Consider the following 23565-nt stretch of genomic DNA (forward strand, 5'->3'; position numbering starts at 1 on the left):
TCTACTATGCTCGTCTATTAAAAGACTTTTCGAGACGCTCCAGCTTGCCGGCAAGGCTTCCGTCATACAGCTTGTCGCCGATCACGACTTTCAAGCCGCCGAGCAGGCTTTCGTCTACCACATTGGTCACCCGGATATTCTGCTGAGCCAGCTGTCCGAATTCCGTGGCTACTTGTTCTTTTTCCTGATCGCTAAGCGGGTAGGTAGAATAGACTGTGGCATCCGCCATTCCCAGGCTGGCACCCTGAATCTTCACGTAACTGTTCAGAAGCTCGGCAAACATTTCCGTACGCCCTCTTTCAAGAAGCAGCTCGATGGTATTCAGCACAGGCTGCGAAACCTTTCCTGCTAACGCCCTTTTCAAAACGTCCATTTTTACGGACAGCGGAATATTCGGCGTGGAGATGAACTTCTGAATGTCCGCGTCTCCTTCGATCGCCGATACGACGGCGCGCAATTCCGCTTCCACTTCCAGACCCTTCTGCTGCTGAGCCGCCACGTCGAACAGCGCCCGCGCATACCGCTTGGCTGCTACTGTATTTTGGCTCATGGTCTGCCTCCTACCTCTTTAAGGTATTGGTCAACCAGTTCTTCCTGTGCTTTATCATTCTTAACTTCCCGTTCAATCAGCTTGGATGCAATCTTGACGGAAACGCTGCCCAGCTCGCTGCGGAGCTCTTCGACTGCCTTCTTCTTCTCGTTCTCGATATCCCGGACCGCTTCGGATTTGAGACGAACCGCCTCTTCCTTGGCTTGCTCCAGAATTTGCTCAGCCTGCTTGTTGCTCGTTTGTCTGGAACGCTCGATAATATCGTGAGCGTCTTGACGCGCTTGCTCCAGTGCCTTCTTCTGCTCTTCTACGTAAGCAGCCGCCTGCTGGCGGGTCTGTGCCGCTTCGTTCATCTGGCTCATAACCAGCTCACGACGCTGCTCCATGATGCCGAACAATTTGCTGAACGCAAATTTTTGAAGCAAAAAATAAAGAACAATAAACGAAATGATCGTGATTACGATATTTTCCCATAGAATGTTCATTGAGGTCACTCCTTTCCATCAACACGAAGTGCGGTGCCTAACAAAACGAAGGCGCGGATGGCATCGGCCCTCCCCGCCAAACCGTTGTATTGTTATTAAGAAAACATGATCAAGAACGCGATTACGGTAGCCGCCAAAGGAATAACCTCGACGATACCAACACCGATAAACATCGTCGTTTGCAATTGACCGCGTGCTTCCGGCTGACGAGCGATAGACTCAACTGTTCTGCTTACGATCATACCGTTACCCAAACCTGCGCCAAGAGCGCCAAGACCTACTGCAATAGCTGCTGCCAAAAATTCCATTGTTAAATATCCTCCTTAAAATTGGTTCATAATAGAGTGGTAGTGCTATAAATATATCTCTTTCGAAAAACACCGCTGTCACGGCGGATTCGTCCGAGTGAATCAATGCTCTTCATGAATCGTTGTTTGCGAAATGTACACCATGGTTAAGATTGTAAAGATAAACGCTTGCAGTGCTCCGATGAAGATACTGAAGCCTTGCCATGCGGCCATGAACGGAATACCGAAGAATCCGGTTTTCAGAATGACCGTGATCAGAACTTCCCCTGCGAAAATGTTCGCATATAGCCGGATCGCCAGAGCGATTGGCTTCGCCAGGTTCTCAATGATGTTAAGCGGCAGGAAGATCGGGAATGGTTCGATATAGTGCTTCAGGTAATGCTTGCGGTTCAGCTTCAGGCCCAGGTAGTTCATGAGCACAAATACGACAAGCGCCAGCCCCGCAGTAACGGAAATGTCCGCTGTTGGTGATTTCCACCACAAGACGTGAGCGTAGTGTCCCGGCTCGAGACCAACCGTAGCCTCAATTGTCTTACCGAAGACTTTGAAATCTGCCGGCAAGTCGGTGATAACCGAGAACGGCAAGCCGAGCAGGTTCGCTACGAAGATGAATAGAATCAGAGTCAGGCCCAGCGATATGTACGCCTTCCCCTTCTTCAGATCCATAGCGCTTGCTACGACACCCTGCACAAATTCCACTACCCATTCCATGAAGTTCTGCAGTTTGGAAGGGTTTTCGACAGATAGATTCCGAACAGCCAGACGCACAAGCACAAAGACAATGATCCCTGTAACCAGCAGCATCATGACAGCGGATAGATCCAGACGGAATCCACCTAAATCAATAATCGGTGATTCATGCATAGAATTATTTTCACCCCTTTCCAAGTTAGCGCTGATCAATGATTGTTTCTCAAACTGAATACAATGCTGACAGGAATGGTCAACAATTGGGGGATGAACAGACCGGCGATAGCGCCGCCGAGCGACACCTGTTCGAGCTTCGCCGCGAAGACGACGATCAGAAAGCCGATGCATAGTCTCGTGATGAAGCCGAAGTTGTATCTCTTCGGTTCAGGATTGACAGCCAATTGTGCCAGCTGCTGCACTTTCATGGAAAGGAAGCGAACATTAAACAATCCCGCCGCCATGCCCATGATCATCCCCACGATGACGGGGCGATATTCCGGGTAAAGAGCCCATCCCAGAAACAAGGCAGACAATAAGAGCAATGATACTCTAAATACAGCGTTCACAATGGAAGTCAGATCATTCACTTTGTGCCCCCAGAAACTTTTTAATGAGAAGAGCAATATTCAAAATCCCTATAAAGAGCCCTAAAACGGTTCCAATCGCCAACCAGTATCTGGGCCCGTCCAGCCATTCGGCCAGCCACTTGCCTGTCAAAAAACCGATTACGATATACACGGCCAGTAATCCACCGGCCCCGCTGATATACAGCGCTATCAACCAAGGGTTGTCTTGACTATTCGGATTTTTCATATAAACCTCTAATCCCAACTCATTTTACTGAATATGACAAGACTTTGTCAATGAATCGATTTTTTGATTTTCCGTGTAAAATCGGGCGTTTTGGGCTCCCTAAACTGCGCAAAACGCCGCGGTAACCGTACAGTTCAACTGTATGCTGTCCCCTTGCGAATCAGAATGCGGCAAACTATGCCTTTGTGAACATTCTGTGAAATTCTTCAGGGCGTTCTTTGAGGATGCCAAAATGGTGCAAAATCGCATTGACAATCCGCTGGGAAGCTTGTCCATCGCCATATGGATTCGCTGCCTTGCTCATCTTCTCATACAGCGCATCATCCGTCAGAAGAGCCTTAATCCGACTATATACCTTCTCTTCTTCCGTCCCTACCAGCTCCAGCGTTCCGGCCTCAATGCCCTCCGGACGCTCGGTCGTATCCCGGAGCACCAGCGTCGGTACGCCGAAGGAAGGCGCCTCCTCCTGCATGCCGCCGGAATCGGTAATGATGAGGTGCGTATGCGGGTAGAAATTGTTCATATCCACCACATCCAGCGGATCAATCAGCTTGATGCGCGGATGGTCGCCCAGAATCCGGTGAGCCGGCTCCTTCACCGCAGGACTCGGGTGAACCGGATAGACGATCGCAATATCCTCGAACTCATTGGCAATGCGCTTCACAGCCTCGAAAATTTGACGATGCGGCTCCCCGTGGGATTCCCGGCGGTGCGCCGTCATCAGGATCAGTCGTTTGCCCTCGGCCCAATCCAGCACCGGATGCGTATAGTCGTCACGTACCGTATATTGGAATACGTCCGTAGCCGTATTGCCCGTTACATAAATGCGCGACTCCGGCTTGTTCTCTCTGCGGAGATTGTCCGCGGACCATTCGGTCGGCGCGAAATGGACATCCGCCAATACGCCGGTCAGCTGCCGATTCATCTCCTCCGGATACGGAGACAGCTTGTTCCATGTCCGAAGGCCGGCTTCGACGTGGCCGACCTGGATCTGCTGCAGGAAGGCCGCATAGCTCGCCAGGAACGTCGTCAGCGTGTCGCCGTGCACGAGCACGATATCCGGCTTAGCCTCGCGCAGCACCGGCTCAAGACCTTCCAGAACGCGAACGGTGATTTCATTTAATGTCTGGCGTTCCTTCATGACGTCCAGATCATAGTCAGGAACAATCTTGAACACCTCAAGCACCTGATCCAGCATCTGTCGGTGCTGGGCCGTAACGCACACCACGGATTCAATATGCTCTGGGTGACGCTGCAGCTCCAAAATGAGCGGCGCCATCTTGATCGCTTCAGGGCGCACCCCGAATATGGTCATCACTTTCACTTTAGACATGGCTGATATTACCTCTCCTTATCATCCTTGCTTCCGATCCCGCCGGCCTCCCTGGTCAGGCAAGCCGGTTAGCGGACAGTCAGCGGATTCTATTATTTCGTCCCGTAGAGCCGGTCTCCCGCATCGCCTAAACCAGGTACGATGTATCCATGGTCGTTGAGACCCTCGTCCAATGCAGCAACATAGATGTCCACATCCGGGTGCGCTTCCTGGACCGCCTTAACGCCTTCCGGCGCGGCTACGAGATTCATCATTTTAATCTGGGTGCAGCCCCGCTTCTTCAAGACGTCGATCGCAGCAATCGCGGAGCCTCCTGTTGCGAGCATCGGGTCGATTACGATCAATTCTCTTTCGGTCACATCAGTCGGCAGCTTCGTGTAGTATTCCACGGGCTGCAGCGTTTCCGGATCACGGAACAAGCCGACGTGCCCGACCTTTGCTGCCGGCAGAAGCTTGACCACCCCGTCCAGCATGCCTAAACCGGCACGGAGAATCGGCACCAGCCCGAGCATGCGGCCCGAGATAACCTTGCCTTCGGTTTCGGCGACCGGGGTTTGGACGGAAATCGTTTCAAGCGGAACCTCCCGCGTGATTTCATAAGCCATTAATGTCGCGACCTCATCTACAAGCTCGCGAAAGTCTTTTGTGTTAGTCCGCATATCGCGAATAAATGTTAGTTTGTGTTGAATCAACGGGTGATCACAAATCACCAATTTTCCCATGTCAGGTCCCTCCGGTTGGATACAAATATGTTTTCAATATGGGCGTATAATATGGTAAGCTCCATAAATCCTGTCTATTATATCATTCCCTCCGGCCATTTGACACCCGCATAGGTCATGTTTCTTTCGACTCGAAGGGCACGTTAAAGCTCCTCGCCACCCACCCTATATACGGTTCCCATTTTTTCCAACAAAGATGCTCCTTCCAGGATTCAAACGACCTGCCTCTCGCAGCCGAAACCCTCCATATGCAAAAAAAGGGTATTCCTGCAGGTTCATAACCCTGAGGAATACCCACCCCGTCGATCCCGATTAGTACTTGAGGTCCGGATACAGCGGATACTGATCCGTCAGCTCGGCAACCATACGGCCTGCTTTCTCGAGCGTCGCCTCATCCTTCGGAGCCTTCAGCGTCATCGCGATGATCTTCGCGATGGTCACCATGGCCTGCTCATCCATGCCGCGCGACGTAACCGCCGGCGTACCGATCCGAATGCCGCTGGTAACGAACGGGCTGGTCGGGTCGAACGGAATCGCATTTTTGTTGACGGTGATGCCGATCGAATCCAGCACCTTCTCCGCATCCTTGCCGGTGATATCCAGATTGCGCGTATCCACCAGCATCAAATGGTTATCCGTTCCGCCGGAAACGATGTTCAGGCCTTCCTCAATCAGCGTGTCGGCCAGTACCTTCGCATTGTTCACGACATTTTGAGCATAGGTCTTGAAGGACGGATCCAGCGCTTCGCCAAGAGCAACAGCCTTCGATGCGATGACATGCATCAGCGGTCCGCCCTGCGATCCCGGGAATACGGCCTTGTCGATCGCTTGCGCCCAAGCTTTTTTGCACAGAATCATGCCGCCGCGCGGCCCGCGGAGCGTCTTATGCGTCGTTGTGGTCACGAAATGCGCGTGCGGAACCGGATTCGGGTGAAGACCAGCCGCAACAAGACCTGCGATATGAGCCATATCGACCATAAACAGCGCGCCGACATCACTCGCGATCGCGGCCAGCTTCTCGAAATCAATGATGCGCGGATAGGCGCTGGCACCGGCAACGATCAGACGAGGGCGATGCTTGAACGCCGCTTTGCGGACTTCATCATAATCAATGAGGAACGTGTCCTCTTGAACGCCGTAAGCCACGAAATTGTACAGCAGACCGGAGGCATTGACCGGGCTTCCGTGCGTCAGGTGACCGCCATGGGCAAGGTTCATGCCAAGTACGGTATCGCCAGGCTTGAGCGCTGCAAGGTATACCGCCATATTCGCCTGCGCGCCGGAGTGCGGCTGCACGTTGGCATGATCGGCTCCAAACAGTTCCTTCGCACGGTCACGAGCGATATCCTCGACAATGTCGACACGCTCGCATCCGCCGTAGTAGCGTTTGCCAGGGTAGCCTTCCGCATATTTATTGGTGAGGACGGTGCCCATCGCTTCCATGACCGCTTCGCTGACAATATTCTCCGATGCAATCAGTTCGATATTGCTGCGCTGGCGCTTCAGCTCCAGCTCCATCGCTTCAAGTACAGCAGGATCGTTCTTACGCAAATGTTCCATCATTTTTATATCCTCCTATGATCCAAAATCTTACTATAAATATTCTGTTTCCGTATTACACAGGGCCAACTACCAAATGGGATGTGGGGCAGTACGTGAAATGTTTCTACAATCGCTGTTGCTCCCTACAAACAAGCAAAACAGGATGTCCAAGCCGTTCCAATCGAATCAATTGCATGATCCGGAATCCGCATCCGGCACCTGGCGATAAACGGCCCGCTCTCCGCCGATCAGCTTCGGCCGGGTATAGGCGGCCGTAACCCGAGCCTCGCCGATATACCGCTCACTCGGCCTAAAGGGAACCGCCACGCTGCGCAGATGCATGCCGATCAGCGTCTCGCCGATGTCGATACCCGCATGCGCCTGAATGGATTCCGCCAGGCAAGGCTGCTTCATGCTGCGGTAGGCGCTGGCTGCCATGGAGCCGCCGGCTCCCGGAATCGGCACAGCCGCCACTTCCGTCAAGCCAAGCCGCTCGAGCAGCTCGCGCTCAACGACCAGCGCTCGGTTCAGATGCTCGCAGCATTGGAAGGCAAGCGAGAATCCGTACTCCGCCTGAACCTCGGCAATGCCGTCAAGCAGCTGCTGCGCCGTCTCCAACGCGCCGCCTGTCCCGATCCGCTTGCCCGCAACCTCGCTCGTGCTCGCGCCGACGACCAGCACCTTGCCCGGTCCAAGCTTCGCCGTCTCGGCGAGCTCGCGGACGATTCGGGCGGTCTGCCCGTTTAAGGAAATGTTGGAAGCATCGCTCATGCCACAGTCCTCCCTTAATAGTCTCTACGTCGCTTCATGCCCTAAGTCCCTCACATGAAGGGAACTCTCTGAATGCAGCCCCAACACCTTTTCGGAGAGAAACGTCCTATCCGTTCTTTAGGTAGCGTTCCTCGATCGCCTTGATCTTGTTGACGCGGCCGACATGACGCTCGCCGTGACTGAACTCGGTTGTCAGCCAGGCGCTGACGATTTCCGCAGCAAGACCAGGGCCGACTACGCGTTCGCCGAGCGCGATCACATTGCTGTCGTTATGCTCGCGCGTCGCTTTGGCCGAGAACACATCATGCGTCAGGGCGCACCGGATTCCCGGCACCTTGTTCGCCGCGATGCTCATGCCGATGCCGGTTCCGCAGATCAGAATGCCGCGATCGGCTTCGCCGGACATGACCTTCTCGCATACCGGCAGCGCATAGTCCGGATAGTCGACGGAATCGGAGCAGCCGCAGCCGAGATCCTCCACCTCATGTCCAAGGCTTCGAATAACCTCCATAATCTCCTCTTTCAGGCGAATGCCCGCATGATCCGTGCCTAGTGCAATTTTCATCGATGAAACCCCCTCATATGTTCGCTTTCGCGTGATTAGCTTGTTTCATTATAACCCAAATATCCCGCAAAAGACGAAAAAAGAGCAGTCGGCGCACACGTAGTGCTCCAATGCTCTTTGCCCAGGCGACCGGCCGTATACTCCGGTGCTCCACCGTGGTTTCATCCACTTCGTCGCCAGTTACACCGGATCTATTGTTGTTTCCCCTACATCTTAAATCAATCGTCCGGGAAAGGCAAGCGGCTTTTTTAGCCACGCCTGCAGCTGTGCCTTTTCCACTCACGTGCTCTGATGCCAGAGTCATAATTCATCCGCCCGCAGCAAGCGATTACGCCTGCCCGCCCGCATTCAGCTTGTCCAACAAACGAAAGAGCGCCGTCCGAATCTCGGCTGCGGTCGCTTCATACTCTTCCTTCGTGCCGCCGAACGGGTCCGAGATATCAAAGCTCGGAATGCGCTGGCGAAGCTCAATCAACCGTTCGCGATCCTTATCGCTGACATTTTGACCAAGCGCTCGGGCCAGCTCAATCGATGCGTACAGACTGTCTTGCTCCTGCAAATCTGCAAGCACCTTGCTGTCATTCTCAACATATTCCTTTAAGGTATGCATTTTATCGGCCGCGTGAGGAAACTGCCGAATGGCATATTGCTTATGCGATTGGGTTAGAGTCAGAACGAGATCAGCCCATTCCACCAGCTCTGAGGTGAGCGGCTTGGATACGAGCTCGTCCCGGATATCCTGATCCCGCAGTACGGATTCCGCATGATGGGACACCGGCATGCCATCTATCGCCGATACGCCGGCGGATCGCACCTCCAGCGGAATGCCCCGCTGCTTCGCCAGCTTGCGCAGCATCCCTTCGGCCATCGGACTGCGGCAGGTATTTCCGGTGCAGACAAATAGTATCTTTTTCACAGTCTTAAGGCTCCCTCCCGTCAGTATTAGGTCACTAGGGATATTGTATCAAATCTCATCACAAATTTCGCAACTTCTATATTACTCGGACAAATGATTCCATAAAAGTTACTACTCTGCCGGTCAACGAATTCCCGCATTCATCCTCATTTCATATCCGGTGTGCCTTACCGCCCGTATCAGACAATAAACATCACGCCGAACACAACCAAAATAAGTCCTCCCAGCATCTCGCCGTACTCGCCCAGCTTGCTGCTGACCTGACGGCCCAGCATCAAACCGAGAATCGACATCAAGCCGCCGACAACCCCGAAGGTTACAACGATCAGCGTTACATCATGCACGAACATGCCCAGCGATAATCCGACCGAGAACGAATCGATGCTGACGCTAAGCGAGAACAACAGCATACCCAGCAGTGCGGATGGATGAACGAGCTTGCCCTCGCCTCCGCGAAAAGCGTTATGGATCATATGGCCCCCGAGCAGAACCAGCAATCCGCCGGCGGCAAGCCCGGTAACCTGTCCCAGCAGCAATCCGACATAACGGCCGGCAGCCAGCCCCAGCAGGGGCATCAGCATATGAAACAGGCCGATCAGAAAGCTCATGCCCAGCATATGACGGTGGCGCAGCCCGCCTCGCAAACCGACTCCGATGCCAAGCGAAAACGCGTCTAGCCCAAGTGCAACCGCCATGAGCAGAATCGCCGCAAGCTGTCCCGATTGGACAGACGCCTCCAACATGCCCATTCCCCCAAGTCTCATGGTCTTGTACACCATATGCGGACAAGGGATAAATGATTCCTGATCGGCTTTGGAAAAAAAGGCTGCGGTTAATGATCCACGTCGATAACGCGATGTCCTGCCGCCTTCAGCAGCCGGTTCATCACCGCGGCGCCGAGGCCCTCTTCAGGGCAGGCTTCCGCAAGAATGAAGGTGGCGCCGGCCTCATCGAACCGGCGCAGGCCGGCGTACAGCCGGCGGGCCGCTTCCTCCGGCGCGGCCTGGCGGCCGAGCGGGACGGCCACGTCCGCGCGGTAGCGACCGATGTGCTCGTCGAACGACAGCACACCGGTCACCTCGCCGCGGCGGGCGGCGGCCGCAAGCTCGGCCGCGATGCGGGCCGCTACCGCTTCGGCGTCGCGGCCCTGCACCACGCACATCGCGCCCTTCGGCGCGTAGTGCGTGTATTTCATGCCCGGCGAGCGGGGCGCCGGGCTCTCCGCCTCCCCGGCGGCGCTTGTTAGCGCCGGGTCGAGGCGCACGCTTGCCGCCACCGCGGCAAGCTGCTCGGCCGTGACGCCGCCGGGGCGGAGCACCGTCACGGCACCGTCCTCGCCGGCTTGCACGACCGTCGACTCGACGCCGACCCCGGCAGGGCCGCCGTCAAGCACGCCGTCGATCGCGCCGGCCAAATCCTCCAGCACATGGCCCGCAAGCGTAGGGCTCGGCCGGCCGGAGCGGTTCGCGCTCGGCGCGGCCAGCGGGCAGCCGGCCGCGCGAATCAGCGCGAGCGCAGCCGGGTGGTCAGGCATGCGCACCGCGACCGTGTCCAGCCCCGCCGTCACACGGGACGACACGGCACCCGGCTTCACGGGCAGCACCAGCGACAGCGGTCCCGGCCAGAACGCCTTCATCAGCGCACGCTCGGTATCGTTTACCCGAAGCGCCAGGTCATCCAGCTGGGACAAATCCGATATATGCACGATCAGCGGGTTGTCCGAAGGCCTTCCCTTCGCCGCAAATATACGTTCAACCGCTTCCGTGCTTCCCGCATCGGCGCCCAACCCGTAGACCGTCTCCGTCGGGAAGGCGACAAGCCCGCCGCCTGCAAGCACCCGGCCCGCTTCAAGCAGAGCCTGCTCCTCTTCCGGAGTTCGGCTGCCGGATTCCATCGATTCAATACCGATACGCCACACCTTCGTCGGTTGTGACTTCGGGTCAACAGGCTGTTCGTTATGTTCCAATTGGCGGCTGTCCTCGCGGCCGCTTGCAGTATGTTCCATTCCCTATCCCAAGCTTTCTGTTTATGAAGTATATTAACCATCAAGCACGCGCCTTGCTGGAGCTAATCCCAATGGCTTTAGAGTTGATACTTTTTGACATTTAAAAAAGCGCTTCGATTCTTCAGTCCCGTCCCGGGTCCCCACCCGGGCAGCCGGTCGCGCTAAAGAGAAAGCACTCTTCTAAATGAAAGTGTATCACACTCGACTCGAATTGAAAATCAAACGGCCTGCATGTCTTCCTATCAATCTTTCCGAATATCATCCTATGCATCCGCTAGATTATCCAAACAATCCTGCCACCCAATTCCAGATCCCGATAAACATATCCCATAAGAAAAACCGGACTTCAGGCTCGGTATCGCCCGCATTGACTGGCTCATCCGCCTGGCTCTTATCGGCTTGCGCCGAGACGGTCTGGACGCCGGCATCCGCCGGCTGCGCCGCCGCGTCTCCGCTGCCCCCGTCGATGAAGCACAGCGGCGGGAACAACACGCACCACCAGTTCTGTCCCTGTCCCTCGCCAAGCGTGATGCGCACCGCATCATAATCGCCTGCCGGATAGACCGTGCCGCCGTACAGCTTTGTCGGGAACGGTACGACGCCGAGTTCCACATTGTAGCTGTAGGTGATTCCCCGTTTTCTCAGCTCTTCACCGACCAGCTGGCGAATTTCCGGCAGATGCCGGCTCGTCAGCGCCTTAGCTTCCTCGAGGCTCTGCGGGTTATCCAGCTGCTGAACCCATAGCTGCATTTGCTCCACGACCGCATCGCGGATTTCCCGCTTCACAAGCTGATCGGAGGGACTGTCGGAATTGGCCAAGATGCGCAGCCGGATCGATTCCTGAGGAATCGGCCCCCCCACAACAGAAGCATCAATTCGCTGACCTTCCCACACGGTAATGACCATAAACATACAGGATAAGAGCAAAATCATTTTTTTCACGATAATACGGAGGGTTTCGCTATAATGGTTCATCTTGGACAACCGCCTCTCTATCAACCGATAATCTATGATGCTATCAGTATGTCCGGCCGCCGAAGATCTAAACGTGAATCTAGCAATTTGTTTAAAAAGATGATAGAGACACCTGTCGCAAGGTCTTTCAAACCATATCCCCCGTTACCCTGTCAGCCCTCCAATAGGTTACTTCCTTGCCTAGGGCTAATCACAGGCTCATTTCTTGTCCTTACAAAAAATAAAAGATGCTGCCCCGTATGGACAACATCTCTTCATAAATGTATTTGGAAATTTCGGGTATCCTGGTTCAAGACAGGCCATTTCGAATAGGATAGCCCCCACCAGTGCACGATGGCTACGGCTTAGGCCTGCTTCGCCACCGTCGACCGGTGGGCATGCGGATCCGGCATATCCTCCTCGATTTCCCGGCCGTGCAGCTTCACGCTCATGGCTACCCCGAGGCTCGCCATGCTGATTACGAGCGACGTTCCCCCGTAACTGATAAACGGCAATGTAATCCCCGTCAGCGGCATGAGGCCGATAAACATCCCGATATTCTCAAAGATTTGGTATAAGAACATGGACACGATCCCTATGATGAGAAACGGACCGGCACGTTCACGCGATTCGAGCGATATCAGAATCATCCGATGGATCAGAATGAAATAGAGCAGGAGCAGCACGGAAGAGCCGATAAACCCGTATTCCTCCGCAATCTGCACGAAGATGGAGTCGGAATAGGTATACGGTACCCGTCCCGATTGCACCGAGGTCCCCTGCATAAAGCCTTCCCCGGTCATGCCGCCGGAAGCGATCGCCAGCTTGGCATTGTGGGTGTGATAGCCGGCACCGGCGTTGTCCGTCGTCTCGGGCATCAGCCACGGGTCGATCCGGTCCAGCCAGTGCGAGCGGCTCCCTTCCTTCATGAAGGCTGTAATCTCGTCATGGTAATGAATGTAAGCCTGGATTCCGCCGAAAGCGGTGCCCGCAACGAGCACCAGACCGATCAGCGCATGCGATAATTTGACATTACCAATCCACAGCAGCCCCATCAAAATGATGACGTAGCTTAGCGCATTCCCCAAGTCGTTGATGCCCATGACGAGCACGAAGGGAATAAACGCCAGGAAGCCGACCGGAATGACATCGCGGATAAAGGAAAGCTGCGATTTATTTTTCTTCACCAGTATAAAAGTCAGGAAGATAATCAAGACCAACTTAAACATTTCCGCCGGCTGCAGGCTCGTAAACCCGAGATTAATCCAGCCCTTCGAGCCGTTAAGCGTTGACCCGAAAAACATAACGTACACAAGCAGCAGCAGGCCGCCGATATAAATGTAGGTCGCGTGTTTAATGAGAACGCGGTAATCCAATAGGCTCATGCCGAAGAAAGCGATAAAGCCCGCAACGTAAAAGATGAGCATCTTAATATGGTACCCGTTCCAATCAGCCGATCCGATGGTTACACTGTACAAGGAAGTTATGCTGATGATCATCAGCATGACAAGGACGGTTACGACAACAAAGTCTATTTTTTTAAATTTCTGAAGCATGCCTTTGATCCCCCTGTGCCGGAGCTTATCGCTCCGATGTGCCTTACCGGCCATATAACGATCTGCCCGGATAAAAAGTTTGGGCTCTCCCGGCCCATACCTGGCGCATTAGCCATCGCCCCAACAGCCTTTCAAGGATGCGGGCGGACGATAAGACAGAATACGAACCTTATGAGCACGAACGGATCATGAGCATGAGAAGCCTGCACGGGAAGCAGCGGATTTCCGCAAGTAAACCCATGATCATCATATATTGTAAAAGAATTTCCCTCCGAACACAATTTAACGGGCAATTCCCAAAACATGCCTGTCGATTCCCGCCAAATCCGGGATCGTAACGATCTCGTCCCAATGACCGGCAGCCCGCAGCATATCCGCTACATCCTGCGCCTGGCCCATGCCCAGCTCGAAGGCGATCAGTCTCGGCGGCGTCGCAAGCAGCGGGAGCTGATCCATCATCACACGGTACGGATAGAGGCCGTCGGGCCCGCCGTCCAGCGCGGTTCGCGGCTCATGATCCCGCACCTCGGGCTGAAGCTCTTCAATGTCGCTGGCCGGAATATACGGCGGATTGGAGACAATCATATCCGGCGCCAAGCCGGCGAACGGCTCGAGCAGATTGCCCTGCCTGAACTCCACGTCGGCTCCGAGCCGGGACGCATTACGCCGCGCAACATCCAGCGCCTGCGGCGAAATGTCGCTCGCCAGCATGCGCAGCCCTTTCGCCTCCAGCGCCAGCGTTACGGCGATGGCACCGCTGCCGGTGCCGATGTCGACGGCGGTCAGTCTTTCGCCAGGCTGCGGTGCCAGCTGGTTTCCGTACTTCAGCACGGCCTCGACGAGCAGCTCCGTTTCAGGACGCGGAATCAGAACGGCCGGCGTCACCTCGAACGATCGCCCGTAGAACTCCTGCTCCCCGATGATGTATTGCGCCGGGACGCCGTCGGCCTTCCGGTTGATGACGTCCTCGAAATCGCTGCGCCGGTCCTCGGGAAAACCGTCGCCGAGGGCCACGTAATACGCCGTGCCGGTCAGCCCCAGCACATGCTCCAGCAGCAGCTGCGCATTTCGCTGCGGCTCCAGGACCCCGACCCCGTCTAAAAAAGAAGAAGCCTCCAGAAAGGCTTCCCGTATGCTGCGCTCCGGCGTCAATGCAAATTTGTTTCGCTCCAAAGCGTTATACTCCTTTATCCATCATTTCCGCTTGCTCTGCGATGGTCAGGGCGGAAATGATCTCCTCGATTTCGCCGTTCATCACCTGATCCAGCTTATGCACGGTAAGCCCGATCCGATGGTCGGTCACCCGGCTTTGCGGGAAATTGTACGTGCGGATCCGCTCGCTTCGATCTCCGGTGCCGACCTTGCTCTTGCGCTCGCCGGCGTACTTCGCTTCCTCTTCCTGGCGCATCATGTCGTAGATGCGCGCGCGAAGCACCTGCAGCGCCTTCTCCTTATTGGAGTTCTGGGACTTGCCGTCCTGGCACGTAGCCACAATGCCGGTCGGGATATGCGTTACGCGAACCGCCGACTTCGTGGTGTTAACGGACTGACCGCCCGCACCGCTGGAGCAGAACGTATCCACGCGGATATCCTTATCCAAAATCTCGATATCGACTTCCTCGGCTTCCGGCATGACCGCCACTGTTGAAGTGGAGGTATGGATACGACCGCCGGATTCCGTTGCCGGAATACGCTGCACCCGGTGCGCGCCGCTCTCGAATTTCATTTTGCTGTAAGCACCGCGGCCATTGATCATGAAGATAACCTCTTTAAAACCGCCGAGGTCGTTCATGTTCACGTCCATCAGCTCAACCTTCCAGCCCTGGGAATCGGCATAACGGGTGTACATCCGGTACAGATCGGACGCGAAGAGCGCCGCCTCGTCTCCGCCGGCTGCACCGCGAATCTCGACGATAACGTTCTTGTCATCGTTCGGGTCCTTCGGCAGCAGCAGAATCCGGATTTTCTCCTCCAGCTCCTGTTGGCGGGCGGAGAGCTCCTCGATTTCCATTTTCACCATTTCGCGCATTTCGTCATCGAGCTTCTCACCCTGCATTGTTTTTGCAGCTTCAAGCTCTTCCATTACATTTTTATATTCAACATAAGCCTCATAAGCAGGCTGCAGATCGGATTGTTCTTTGGAATAATCCCTTAGCTTCTTGGAGTCATTCGCGACATCCGGATCGCACAGCAGCTCGCTCAGCTTCTCGTAACGGTCCGCCAGGGATTGCAATCGGTCTAACAAGGAATTCACCTCTCTTACGTAATATTCCTGATTCTAGCGCCTATCGCTCCCTCGAATATGCGAAGCGTAAACGACTGTTTATTATAGCATGAAACGTCCTATTTGACTAGAAGGGCATAGGCGCGGGAAACGCAGGAAGCGTTCCCTGCCCTGCATGAAACATCCGCTTGGCAAAAAGACCATGATCCCATGCATCATCTGGCATGGAGCCATGGTCTTTGTATCATAATATGCTACACGTTGAAGCGGAAGTGCATGACATCGCCGTCATTGACGACATAGTCCTTCCCTTCAAGGCGGAGCTGTCCGCGCTCCTTCGCGCCGTTCATCGATCCCGCGGCAACAAGATCATCGTAGGACACCACCTCGGCCCGGATAAAGCCGCGCTCGAAATCGCTGTGGATGACGCCGGCCGCCTGAGGAGCCTTCGTGCCTTTGCGGATCGTCCATGCGCGTACCTCCTGCACGCCTGCGGTAAAGTAGGTGTACAGGCCGAGCAGGCTGTATGCCGCTTTAATGAGGCGGTTCAGGCCGGATTCCTCCAGGCCCAGCTCTTCGAGGAACATGGCCTTGTCTTCACCTTCAAGCTCGGCGATTTCGGCTTCCACCTTGGCGCTGATCGGAACGACGGCAGCATTCTCGGCAGCCGCGAACTCGCGGACCTGCTGCACGTACGGATTGCTGTCCGCGTCAGTCACGCCATCCTCGCTTACGTTGGCCGCATACAGCACCGGCTTGAGCGTCAGCAGATGCAGATCGCGGACGATCAGCTTCTCCTCATCGGACAGCTCGACGCTGCGTGCCGGCTGATCATTGTACAGGGCTTCCTTCAGACGCTCCAGCAGCTCTACTTCCTGGGCGTACTGCTTGTTGCCGCCCTTCATGTTCTTCTTCGTACGCTCGATCCGCTTCTCGACGCTGTCCAGATCCGCCAGGATCAGCTCCAGGTTGATGGTCTGGATGTCGCTCACCGGGTTGACCTTGCCGTCTACGTGGGTGATATTCTCATCCTCAAAGCATCGTACGACGTGCACGATCGCATCGACCTCGCGAATATGGGCCAGGAACTTATTTCCGAGCCCCTCCCCTTTGCTCGCACCGCGAACCAGTCCCGCGATATCAACGAATTCGAAAGCGGTCGGAACGGTTTTATTCGGCTGCACCAGCTCGGTCAGCTTATCAAGGCGCTCATCCGGCACCTCAACGACGCCGACGTTCGGGTCAATCGTACAGAACGGGTAGTTCGCCGATTCGGCGCCCGCCTGCGTTATCGCATTAAACAATGTGGATTTGCCGACGTTCGGCAAACCGACGATCCCTGCTTTTAAAGCCATTTATATGACAACTCCTTATCAGGTTACTCTATCACTTATATGCATTTTCTTTCAGAGGCTGTGGGGGTTTGTGCTCCCTTAAACCTCAGGTCCAAAACAATCTTATTAATTATAGCAGATACCCGATAGAGTTCAACACGTATTGCTGCAGATACTCCCGCGTGTTCCATAACGTTTCCTGCATGGCGATCAGTCCTGTCGTTATCGACCTTGCTTTGCGGTCGTTAGAGCTTTCAGTACAGACCACCTTGCTTGTCGTTACAACCCTTGCTTGCGGATCAGGCGAGTCGTTGACCTTAACGACTCGATATCTGGAGCCCCGATCCCCAGCATCGCGGTTCGAAGCTCCAGCTCCGTCTGAGCGAGGCGCCGGTCCAGCGCTTCCTCGGAATCGACGGCAGGCCCGAGCAATCCCCGCCCAAAGCCCGCCAGATCAGCGCCCAGTGCAATCGCTTTGGCGGCATCCACGCCGCTGTTGAGCCCGCCGCTGCCGATCATCGGAAAATCCGGAACAGCTTCCCGCACCTCGACGATACATTCCGCCGTCGGATTGCCCCAGTCGGCAAAGGCCTCCGCTGCGGCGCGACGTACCGGATCATTCGCCCGGAATTTCTCGACCTGGCTCCAGGAGGTGCCTCCCGCTCCCGCCACATCGATGAAAGCAACGCCCAGCTCCTGCAGCGTCCGGGCCGTTTCCCCGTCAATGCCCCAGCCGACTTCTTTAACCCCGACAGGAACCTCAAGGCTGCTGCACAGCTCTTCAATCCTGGAGGCAAGTCCGCCAAATCGCGTATTCCCTTCCGGCTGGAACACTTCCTGCAGGGCGTTGAGATGCAGCACCAGCATATCGGCACCCGCAATGTCGACCGCCCGGCGGCAATCATCCGTTCCGAAGCCGTAATTGAGCTGAACCGCCCCAAGGTTCGCGATGATCGGTACGCTTGGCGCCCGCTCTCTCACGCGAAAGGTCGGGGCAAGCTCTTCCTTCTCCACCGCTGCCCGGATGGAGCCGACGCCAAGCGCCCAGCCCCGGCGCTCCGCCGCTTCCGCAAGCCGCATATTAATTTCCCCGGTTGTCCGGCTCCCCCCCGTCATGGAGCTGATGAGAAACGGCGTCCGTGTTGGAATGCCAAGAAAGGAGGTGTCGAGCCTGATGTCCTCGAAGCTCACCTCAGGCAGCGCGCAATGCCGGAAGCGGTAGCGCTCAAAGCCTGAAGTAATGCCTACGGAGCCGACCTCTTCCTCCAGGCACAGCCGCACATGCTCAATCTTCCGCTCGCCGGTGGGGACATCCGGAAGCAGCCTGCCGCCGGATGACTCCAAGCCGTCTGCCCGATTACAAATTGCGGCAGGCTCCATCGTTCCGGCCCTTATTTTTTTCCATGCATTCATTTCCATAGCACCTCCTGTTTAAAAATTTTTGTGATCGATATTATGGCGGCTTGTAGGCTTGTCGAACCGATGGGTGCTCAGCCAGAACGATAAATCCGGACCGAACGAAATGCCTGTCCATACTGCGCCGCATCTGTCCGGCTTATTCGTGAATCATCACATATTAACGAGCTCCGCCCATGTTGTTATCCATATATTTCTCTTAAACGGCTGTTACACATCAGCCCAAATATTCCCTTGCACCCGGGCAACGCTACAGCAGCGGCGACATCAGCCGCGCCGCGGATTCGAGCAGCCGGGTCATGATGCGCTTCTTCCTCGTGCGGCTTCGGTCATACAGCACCGCGTGCTCCAGATCCTGCTCAAAATCGGCTACCAGCTGATTGACGCTGTCCGTATGAACGAGAAGAGCGTTCACTTCAAAATTCAGGTGAAAGCTGCGCATGTCCATATTCGCCGTTCCGATCGTGGCAACCTCTCCATCCACAATGAGCAGCTTGGAATGCATAAAGCCCTTCTCGTATTCGAATACCCGCACCCCCGCATCCAGCAAAGCCGGGAAATAGGAATGCGAGGCCAGAAACGGCAGCCACTTGTCCGGTTTCGACGGAAACAGGATCCGGACGTCAAGGCCGGACAAAGCCGCGACCCTCAGCGCCGTCAAAATATCTTCATCCGGGATAAAATAAGGCGTCGCAAGCCATACGGAATGACGTGCCGATGCGATCATGGAGAAGAAGATATGCTTGAGCGCCCGGCGCTCATTATCCGGTCCGCTGGCAATAATCTGCACGGCTCCGGAGGAGTGATCGACGAGATCCGGGGAGAAATACACCTGGTCTGTAGGCTGCTCTCCGGTCATATATTCCCAGTCCTGCAGGAACACAATTTGCAGCGTCCTGACGGCCTCGCCCCGGACCAGCATATGCGTGTCCCGCCAAAACCCGAAAACCTTGCTGCGGCTCAAATACTCGTCCCCGACATTCAAGCCGCCGATGAAGCCGACGGTACCGTCGATGACAACGATTTTCCGGTGATTGCGGTAATTGACCCGGCTCGTGAAGAATATCGCCTTCGGGCTGCCGAATACGGCTACCTTAATCCCCGCGGCTTTCATCTCCTCCAGGAAAGCGGGCGGCAGCTGCAGGCTGCCTACCGCATCGACCATGAACCGGACGGCAACCCCTTCCCTGGCCTTTCGCACCAGAATGTCCCGAATTTGGGTCCCGATATCGTCAGGACGATAAATGTAATATTCCATATGAATATGATGCTTGGCCAGCTCCAGCTCGCGAAGCAGTGCCGCGAACGTCTCCTCTCCGTTCGTGAGCACCTTGGTATCCGAAGAGAACGAAACCGGCGCACGCCCGAGGCGGGTGGACAGCTGCAGGAGCTGCTGGTGCTCCCTTTTAAAACGGGAGATATCTTGGTTGCTGCGCCGAAGCACTTCGCTGGTATAGGCCAAGCCGTCCTTTTGCGCCTTCTTGTCATATTTTCTGCGTTTAAAATAGTTCTGTCCGAACAGAAAATAAAAAACTAGCCCTACGATCGGTACTAGTGCAAGCAGTAGAATCCAGGCCATTGTACTGGTCGGATGCCGGTTCTCCATGAAAATCATGAACCCGATCGAGACGACGGTCAGGGTCGAAAATATCCCGATGATAGTTCCTGTCGTCTTGCCGAAATAATCGATGCCAAAATAATAAAACGCGAATAATAACGCGGTAATCAGTACGGCCTGTATTCCCTTTCTCATATCCTTCTACCCCTTGCTTCATCGCTTCATCTCTCTTTTGTATGTACGATGCTGGTCAACCCATATTCTACATGATAAGTCTCGGGAACTAAAGCATGAACTAAAAAGCCCCGATCCTCGTTAGGCCCAATAAAAAGACTATTGACAGAAGCAGCTCCGTTTGCTAAAAATATGACTAACGACCGTTAGTTAGGAGGATTGCGATGAGTGCCGCTGAGATAAAACAGTCCGCTCTGGCCCGCTTCGCCCAAGACGGCTATGAAGGAGCCTCGCTTAAACATATTGCCGATGATTGCGGAATAAAGAAGCCATCGATCTATGCTCATTTTTCCAGTAAAGAGGACCTGTTCCTGCAGGTGCTGGCCGATGTATTCGAGCGGCAGAAGCAGCGGATCGAAGACTATTTCGAGGAGCACGCCTCCCTTCCGCTTGAAGCGCAGCTGAAAGGATTTGTGGTGGATTGGCAGCAGATTTACGAACGGGATGCGGAGAGAAAGTTTTTCCTGAGAATGGTTTTTTTCCCGCCAAGCGCTCTGTATGACGATGTCATGAATCTCGTCTATCCGTTCCTGGATGAGCAGGAACAGAAGCTGTCGAGGCTTCTAGCCGCAGGCTGTCCGGTACAAGGAGGGATCATTCGGCACCCTAGGCAGGCCGCCATTGCCTACCTTACCTTGCTCGACGGCATTGCCGTCGAGATGCTGTACGGCGGGGAAGCCCGCACCACTCGGCGGCTTGAAGCCGCATGGCCCGTGTATTGGTCCGGCGTGTCGAGAGAAAGATAACGATACTTCCCGATCAAACATCGGCCTGACGCTCCAGCGCGAAATGGCACAATCCATAAAATTTGCGCAAAAGGAGCACTTCGTGTTAGTCAAGAAAAGGAGAGGAATCATCATGAATCGGAATTGGGTTTTTGTACTTTTGGCCGGCTTGGTCGAAATATTGTGGGTCATCGGCTTAAAACACGCTTCAAATACGTGGGAGTGGCTAGGAACCGCTCTGGCGATTGTCGCCAGTTTCTTTTTGATCATTGAGTCGGCTAAACGGCTCCCTGTGGGGACGGTATATGCGGTTTTTACCGGGATCGGCACGGCTGGAACGGTCGGCACTGAAATGCTGCTGTTCGGCGAACCCTTTAAGCTGATTAAGGTGCTGCTGGCCGGAGTCATCGGACTAAAGCTGGTCACCGCTGACAATGCCGAGCAAAACGGGGAGGTGAGCCGATAATGGCCTGGATCGCGCTTATTTGTGCAGGATTGCTTGAAATCGGCGGGGTGATCGGCATTAAAGGAGTGTCTCAGCGTAAGGGCTGGATCTATCTGCTGCTGATGTTCGCTTCGTTTGCAATCAGCTTCTCCCTGCTGTCGTTTGCCATGGAGAGCATCCCCATGGGTACGGCCTATGCCATCTGGACCGGAATCGGGACGGTCGGCAGCACCGTCACGGGCATGGTCCTGTTCGGCGAGCCGAAGGAATGGCGGCGCATCCTGTTCATCGCCATGATTCTGTGCTCTGCCGTCGGATTGAAGCTGATCACTTGACCGGCTTTGCTTATTGTAAATATGCGGAGGTTGCATGGGTTAGCTCATTGATGCATGCGAGCGGATGTAGCTTTTATGCGGCGGAAGCAAGTCCCTTATGGGTACTTATGATGCGGATATAGCCCCATGCGACGGTAACAAGTCCCTTTTGGGTTCTTGTGTGGCGAGTATAGCCTCATGTGACGGAAGTAAGTCCCTTTTAGGGACTTGTGAGGCGAGTATAGCCTCATACGGCGGAAACTAGTCCCTTTTAGGGACTTATGAGGCGGATATAGCCCCATGCAGCGGACTTTTCGGGACTTGTGAGGCGAATATAGCCTCATGCGGCGGAAGCAAGTCCCTTTTAGGCATGAGCGTTGCATAAATCTTTACATCTGCAAGCACTTGGATGAAATCTGAATAAGAACAATTAATTTACAGTTGTTTTTTCGAGAATTACACTAAAAGATCCAACACTTCTTAAATGTAGCTACGTTTTCCCATAAAATGTATTTTGTGCGAGATTTTCGTTTCCTAAGTCACTTTGCTTGTTTTAAAAATGCCAATGCTCGTTCGTAATTCAGGTACCTTCCTTGGTGCACCGCGTGGCTTTCCAGAAGTTGTTCGCGTAGGTGCTCGAAACAGAGCGTTCAAGAACTGGGACCACGGATGATACATGTGAATTCGAAACAATTCAAGGACACGCCAAACGCTTTTCTTGGTTTCTAGACGTAGCTGCATATACTGTGCCAGCACGTAAGCGATCAGCGCAAGGTAAATCTGGTTCCATATCGCTTGCGGCTTATAGCTGTGCAGTTTTTTCAGGCGCAGATGCTGCTTTATCCATTTAAAGAAAAGTTCAATAAGCCATCGGCATTTGTAGATATGAGCTACTTCTTCGGCCTTTATGTCCTGTCGAGAGGTAAGTAGGCGATAAAAGCGCCTCTGCTCATCATAAAACTCTACGAGCCGGACCCGTTCCTTCATCTTGCGCCAACCGCTACCTACGTTCACAAGAGCATCTCGTGTGATCGGACTTCCCGGAGGGATTTCTCGTTCCTCCACAACATGGATTGAGGTGCGATCTCTCATTCGCATGACAAATTGAATGCCGCGCTCCATCCAGTTATCCATGTTTTTGTAGCTATCATAACCACGGTCCATGACATAAGTTGCCGCCTGCTCGGTGACCAGTTCGACCGCCCCGGCTCGGTCGCCTACGTTTAAAGTCGATGGGATGACAGCGTCCGGATATACCACTTCGGGTGAAGCGGCTACGAGCCGCACATGCAGCTTTACCCCACTGGAGGTATGCGAAACTCTGGCCCAATCCCCAAGTACCAAGGGGAGTGTGATTTTCGACGAATCAATGAGTGCCAGAGGTCCAATGGTTGAAGAAATGCCCTGCTGGTGAGCCGTCAGCTTCTGGACACGGGCAACGCTATGGAGAAAAAGCATGTGCAAGATTTCCGTCGGGATTTCGCTGAGTTTCCGTGACAATTGGGCTGCGCTGATGCTGGGCAGATCAAGGATGGACCGAATTTCAGAGTGTGCATAAATTTGTTCTTCCATCTCGATATAGCTTTGCCAATGGTTGAACTGAGCCAGAATGAAAATGAGAATGCTTTTGTTGATGGTGAGCTTCTTGGCGTAGCGATCGGCATGAAGGAGTCGATCGTGTACATCCAAAGGCAGTAAAGAAAGCAGTTGACGAACGACAGTGTTTTGGGTTACGTTATCCATGGTTGGACTCCTTTTTAGAGGTCGTGGACAACGTGCTACGTCTTCTAAATTAGGAGCCTTTTTTTGTTTTGTCCATGAAAAAGATACAGGTAGTTACAGAAATAGTAACTTCAGCAAAAGTTGTGATAGGTTTTATGCAACGCTCATGCCTTTTAGGGACTTGTGAGGCGAATATAGCCCCATGCGGCGGAAGCAAGTCCCTTTTAGGGACTTGTGAGGCGAATATAGCCTCATGTAGCGGAAACAAGTCCCTTTTGAGTACTTGTGAGGCGAATATAGCTCCATTGTTGCAAAATAAGTCCCTTTTGAGTACTTGTGTGGCGATTATAGCCTCATGTAGCGGAAACAAGTCCCTTTTGGGT

Annotated in this window: 25 protein-coding genes and 1 riboswitch; of the genes, 3 read left to right on the plus strand and 22 right to left on the minus strand. The window is 54.4% G+C overall.

What is annotated here, in order from left to right; genetic code table 11:
- Nucleotides 1–4: 4 nt before the first annotated feature.
- From NST08_RS27260 to cls, 21 genes are all read right to left on the minus strand, one after another.
- Nucleotides 5–550, minus strand: coding sequence for a F0F1 ATP synthase subunit delta (locus NST08_RS27260; protein ID WP_007128778.1), 546 nt, complete (start codon nt 548–550; stop codon nt 5–7).
- Nucleotides 547–1035, minus strand: coding sequence for a F0F1 ATP synthase subunit B (gene atpF / locus NST08_RS27265; protein WP_007128779.1), 489 nt, complete (start codon nt 1033–1035; stop codon nt 547–549). Before atpF ends, NST08_RS27260 begins: the two co-directional genes overlap by 4 nt.
- A gap of 95 nt (nt 1036–1130) precedes the next feature.
- Nucleotides 1131–1343 carry a F0F1 ATP synthase subunit C gene (gene atpE / locus NST08_RS27270; RefSeq protein ID WP_007128780.1) on the minus strand — a complete coding sequence of 71 codons (213 nt, stop codon included), beginning with the start codon at nt 1341–1343 and terminating at the stop codon, nt 1131–1133.
- Between the two features lie 102 nt (nt 1344–1445).
- Nucleotides 1446–2207, minus strand: a complete 762-nt coding sequence (gene atpB / locus NST08_RS27275; RefSeq protein WP_007128781.1) for a F0F1 ATP synthase subunit A — start codon at nt 2205–2207, stop codon at nt 1446–1448.
- 35 nt (nt 2208–2242) lie between these two features.
- Nucleotides 2243–2620: an ATP synthase subunit I gene (locus tag NST08_RS27280; protein ID WP_007128782.1), complete on the minus strand. Its 378-nt coding sequence runs from the start codon at nt 2618–2620 to the stop codon at nt 2243–2245.
- On the minus strand, nt 2613–2846 hold the full coding sequence (locus NST08_RS27285; protein ID WP_007128783.1) for an AtpZ/AtpI family protein: 234 nt from the start codon (nt 2844–2846) through the stop codon (nt 2613–2615). Before NST08_RS27285 ends, NST08_RS27280 begins: the two co-directional genes overlap by 8 nt.
- A 175-nt stretch (nt 2847–3021) precedes the next feature.
- Entirely contained in the window at nt 3022–4179 is a 1158-nt protein-coding gene (gene wecB, locus NST08_RS27290) for a non-hydrolyzing UDP-N-acetylglucosamine 2-epimerase (protein ID WP_028405643.1), read from the minus strand.
- A 92-nt stretch (nt 4180–4271) separates the two neighbouring features.
- Nucleotides 4272–4901, minus strand: a complete 630-nt coding sequence (upp, locus tag NST08_RS27295; RefSeq protein WP_007128785.1) for a uracil phosphoribosyltransferase — start codon at nt 4899–4901, stop codon at nt 4272–4274.
- A 312-nt stretch (nt 4902–5213) separates the two neighbouring features.
- Nucleotides 5214–6464, minus strand: coding sequence for a serine hydroxymethyltransferase (gene glyA, locus NST08_RS27300; protein WP_007128786.1), 1251 nt, complete (start codon nt 6462–6464; stop codon nt 5214–5216).
- Between the two features lie 165 nt (nt 6465–6629).
- Nucleotides 6630–7214: a TIGR01440 family protein gene (locus tag NST08_RS27305; RefSeq protein WP_028405644.1), complete on the minus strand. Its 585-nt coding sequence runs from the start codon at nt 7212–7214 to the stop codon at nt 6630–6632.
- A 106-nt stretch (nt 7215–7320) separates the two neighbouring features.
- The gene (gene rpiB / locus NST08_RS27310) at nt 7321–7779 is read right to left on the minus strand and encodes a ribose 5-phosphate isomerase B (RefSeq protein ID WP_341342507.1); all 459 of its coding nucleotides are present in this window, start codon (nt 7777–7779) and stop codon (nt 7321–7323) included.
- Nucleotides 7780–7891: 112 nt separating this feature from the next.
- A riboswitch (ZMP/ZTP riboswitch) is annotated at nt 7892–7973 on the minus strand.
- A 134-nt stretch (nt 7974–8107) separates the two neighbouring features.
- The gene (locus NST08_RS27315; RefSeq protein WP_341342508.1) at nt 8108–8695 is read right to left on the minus strand and encodes a low molecular weight protein arginine phosphatase; all 588 of its coding nucleotides are present in this window, start codon (nt 8693–8695) and stop codon (nt 8108–8110) included.
- 179 nt (nt 8696–8874) lie between these two features.
- Nucleotides 8875–9438, minus strand: coding sequence for a manganese efflux pump MntP (locus tag NST08_RS27320; RefSeq protein WP_007128790.1), 564 nt, complete (start codon nt 9436–9438; stop codon nt 8875–8877).
- 89 nt (nt 9439–9527) lie between these two features.
- Entirely contained in the window at nt 9528–10589 is a 1062-nt protein-coding gene (locus NST08_RS27325) for an L-threonylcarbamoyladenylate synthase (protein WP_341342659.1), read from the minus strand.
- A 390-nt stretch (nt 10590–10979) separates the two neighbouring features.
- Complete coding sequence (gene spoIIR, locus NST08_RS27330; protein ID WP_144877966.1) at nt 10980–11675, minus strand: stage II sporulation protein R; 696 nt, start codon at nt 11673–11675, stop codon at nt 10980–10982.
- Nucleotides 11676–12019: 344 nt separating this feature from the next.
- Complete coding sequence (locus tag NST08_RS27335) at nt 12020–13210, minus strand: FtsW/RodA/SpoVE family cell cycle protein (protein WP_341342509.1); 1191 nt, start codon at nt 13208–13210, stop codon at nt 12020–12022.
- A gap of 282 nt (nt 13211–13492) precedes the next feature.
- Entirely contained in the window at nt 13493–14383 is an 891-nt protein-coding gene (gene prmC, locus NST08_RS27340; RefSeq protein ID WP_341342510.1) for a peptide chain release factor N(5)-glutamine methyltransferase, read from the minus strand.
- 4 nt (nt 14384–14387) lie between these two features.
- Nucleotides 14388–15455, minus strand: coding sequence for a peptide chain release factor 1 (prfA, locus tag NST08_RS27345; RefSeq protein WP_007128795.1), 1068 nt, complete (start codon nt 15453–15455; stop codon nt 14388–14390).
- 233 nt (nt 15456–15688) lie between these two features.
- A complete protein-coding gene (gene ychF, locus NST08_RS27350) occupies nt 15689–16789 on the minus strand; it encodes a redox-regulated ATPase YchF (protein ID WP_007128796.1) in 1101 nt (366 codons plus the stop codon).
- A gap of 258 nt (nt 16790–17047) precedes the next feature.
- Nucleotides 17048–18148: a type 2 isopentenyl-diphosphate Delta-isomerase gene (fni, locus tag NST08_RS27355; protein ID WP_432806741.1), complete on the minus strand. Its 1101-nt coding sequence runs from the start codon at nt 18146–18148 to the stop codon at nt 17048–17050.
- Nucleotides 18149–18434: 286 nt separating this feature from the next.
- Nucleotides 18435–19937 carry a cardiolipin synthase gene (cls, locus tag NST08_RS27360; RefSeq protein WP_007128798.1) on the minus strand — a complete coding sequence of 501 codons (1503 nt, stop codon included), beginning with the start codon at nt 19935–19937 and terminating at the stop codon, nt 18435–18437.
- A gap of 203 nt (nt 19938–20140) precedes the next feature.
- On the opposite strand from cls, the gene NST08_RS27365 reads away from it, so the two are divergent.
- The 3 genes from NST08_RS27365 to NST08_RS27375 all read left to right on the plus strand — a co-directional run bounded on the left by NST08_RS27365 (nt 20141) and on the right by NST08_RS27375 (nt 21481).
- On the plus strand, nt 20141–20722 hold the full coding sequence (locus tag NST08_RS27365; protein WP_341342511.1) for a TetR/AcrR family transcriptional regulator: 582 nt from the start codon (nt 20141–20143) through the stop codon (nt 20720–20722).
- 112 nt (nt 20723–20834) lie between these two features.
- The gene (locus tag NST08_RS27370; protein ID WP_341342512.1) at nt 20835–21167 is read left to right on the plus strand and encodes a DMT family transporter; all 333 of its coding nucleotides are present in this window, start codon (nt 20835–20837) and stop codon (nt 21165–21167) included.
- Nucleotides 21167–21481, plus strand: a complete 315-nt coding sequence (locus NST08_RS27375) for a DMT family transporter (protein ID WP_007128801.1) — start codon at nt 21167–21169, stop codon at nt 21479–21481. Before NST08_RS27370 ends, NST08_RS27375 begins: the two co-directional genes overlap by 1 nt.
- Before the next feature lie 513 nt (nt 21482–21994).
- On the opposite strand, the gene NST08_RS27380 is transcribed toward NST08_RS27375, so the two are convergent.
- The gene (locus NST08_RS27380) at nt 21995–23203 is read right to left on the minus strand and encodes an IS4 family transposase (protein ID WP_251538007.1); all 1209 of its coding nucleotides are present in this window, start codon (nt 23201–23203) and stop codon (nt 21995–21997) included.
- Nucleotides 23204–23565 lie beyond the last annotated feature (362 nt).

The sequence above is a fragment of the Paenibacillus sp. FSL K6-1566 genome (genome assembly GCF_038050475.1).
Taxonomy (GTDB): Bacteria; Bacillota; Bacilli; order Paenibacillales; family Paenibacillaceae; genus Paenibacillus_AQ; species Paenibacillus_AQ lactis.